Below are 1,693 nucleotides of genomic sequence, written 5' to 3' on the forward strand. Positions count from 1 at the left end.
TCGATCACCGGGGTGCTCCTGCGCGGGCAAGACAACAACATCCTCACCCAGGTCGGCTTCGTCGTGCTGATCGGTCTCGCGGCGAAGAATGCGATTCTGATCGTCGAGTTTGCCAAGCAGCTCGAGGACCAGGGCCGCGACCGGTTTGCCGCGGCGGCCGAGGCCGCACGGCTGCGCCTGCGTCCGATCCTGATGACCTCGCTCGCCTTCATCTTCGGCGTAGTGCCGCTCGCCTGGGCGACCGGCGCCGGCGCCGAATTGCGGCAGGCACTCGGAACCGCGGTGTTCGCCGGCATGATCGGCGTCACCACGTTCGGCTTGATCTTCACGCCGGCCTTCTACGTGATTTGTCGCTGGCTCGCGACCCGCGGACGCAGGCCAACGCCCGCGGCGGCGCTGGCAAGTCCGGCGGAATGAAGGCTGGGCGTCTTTGTACGAGCGGTTGGTTTTGTAGAGCCTTGGAGGATACGATGGATCGCCTCGCCAGCATGCACGCGTTCGTTCAGGTCGTCGACAGCGGCAGCTTCGCAGCGGCCGCCAAGCGCCTCTCCGCGTCCCCCGCGAGCGTCACCCATCATGTCCAATCCCTCGAAGACCATCTCGGCGTCCAGCTGCTTAATCGCACCACGCGCAAGCTCAACCTCACCGAAGTGGGACGGGATTTTTACGAGCACAGTTCGCATATCCTGGCGCAACTCGAAGAGGCCGAACGCTCCGCAGCCACCTTGCAGAAGAGCGCGCGCGGATTGTTGCGGGTGAACACGTCCGAGGGCCTCGCCCGGGTGCTGGCGCCGCTGATCGCCGAATTCAGCGCGGCCTATCCGGATGTGTCTTTCGATCATCCGGCGAGCCGGCATCTCTCCGTGAAGGTACGGGCCTTCCTCGATTTTCTGGCGAGGCGGCTAATCAGCAATCCAACCCTGGGCAGCTGGGTGCCAACTAATCTCATTGCGCTCGATCGGCGGCCTTCGGGCGAGCTTCGTGTTTCAGGATGATTGATGCGTGGTGGCCGACAAACATCCGCGACTCCAGCAAAGAAATCGTCAGCGCGAAGCTTGGCAAGCTCCCGGATTAGAAAGTACAGCCATGTGGGATGAGAGTCGCCGACTAGCCAAGTCGCGGATTCGCTCTTCCGCCGGAGCTCAGTTCGAATTAACCAAACATTTCTGTGATCGCACGATTCGTCCGCCGGGTCTGGACACTTGGGAAAGTCAGAACTACTGGATCGCAATTGCGGTCCGAGCCAACCTTCCCCCAATTCGGCAATGTCAGGCTTGCGCCCGACCGACGCCGTCGCGGAGTTTCAACAAACCTGCCGTCTTTCTTCACACGAGCGAGTCGGTGCTCGGCGGAGCTTTCACTTCGAAACTTGGCACAAGATCGTCCAAATCGGCGCAAATGGCGGCAATTCTTCTTTCAAGCAGGCACGTACATTAGCCGCAAGCGTGCGAACCGACCAGGTCGCCGCGTTCGATAAGGAGCATGACATGAACAAGGCAGTGGTGGGATTATCCATCGTGTTGGCGTTGGCAGCGACACCCGCGTTGGGGCGAACCCAGTTTCATCGCGCGCATCCGGCAACTTGCCACTCGACCTATGATCCGAGCGATTGGCGGACTTGGCCGCCGAGCAAAGCCAACGACGTACCGTGGGCACCGTTCTGAGTCGTGAGTCCGGCCAAGCCACCCGGCTA

General features: G+C 61.7%; 3 protein-coding genes. All 3 read left to right on the forward strand.

Going from position 1 to position 1,693, the window contains the following annotated elements; genetic code table 11:
* A partial coding sequence (locus tag VGY55_00225) for an efflux RND transporter permease subunit (protein HEV2968379.1) occupies positions 1–417 on the forward strand: 417 nt, incomplete at its 5' end.
* Positions 418–470: 53 nt separating this feature from the next.
* Positions 471–995 (forward strand): LysR family transcriptional regulator, encoded by a 525-nt coding sequence (locus VGY55_00230; GenBank protein ID HEV2968380.1) that lies wholly within the window; start codon positions 471–473, stop codon positions 993–995.
* Between the two features lie 492 nt (positions 996–1,487).
* Positions 1,488–1,664, forward strand: coding sequence for a hypothetical protein (locus VGY55_00235; GenBank protein HEV2968381.1), 177 nt, complete (start codon positions 1,488–1,490; stop codon positions 1,662–1,664).
* Positions 1,665–1,693: the final 29 nt, after the last annotated feature.

The sequence above is a fragment of the Pirellulales bacterium genome (assembly GCA_035939775.1).
Taxonomy (GTDB): domain Bacteria; phylum Planctomycetota; class Planctomycetia; order Pirellulales; family DATAWG01; genus DASZFO01.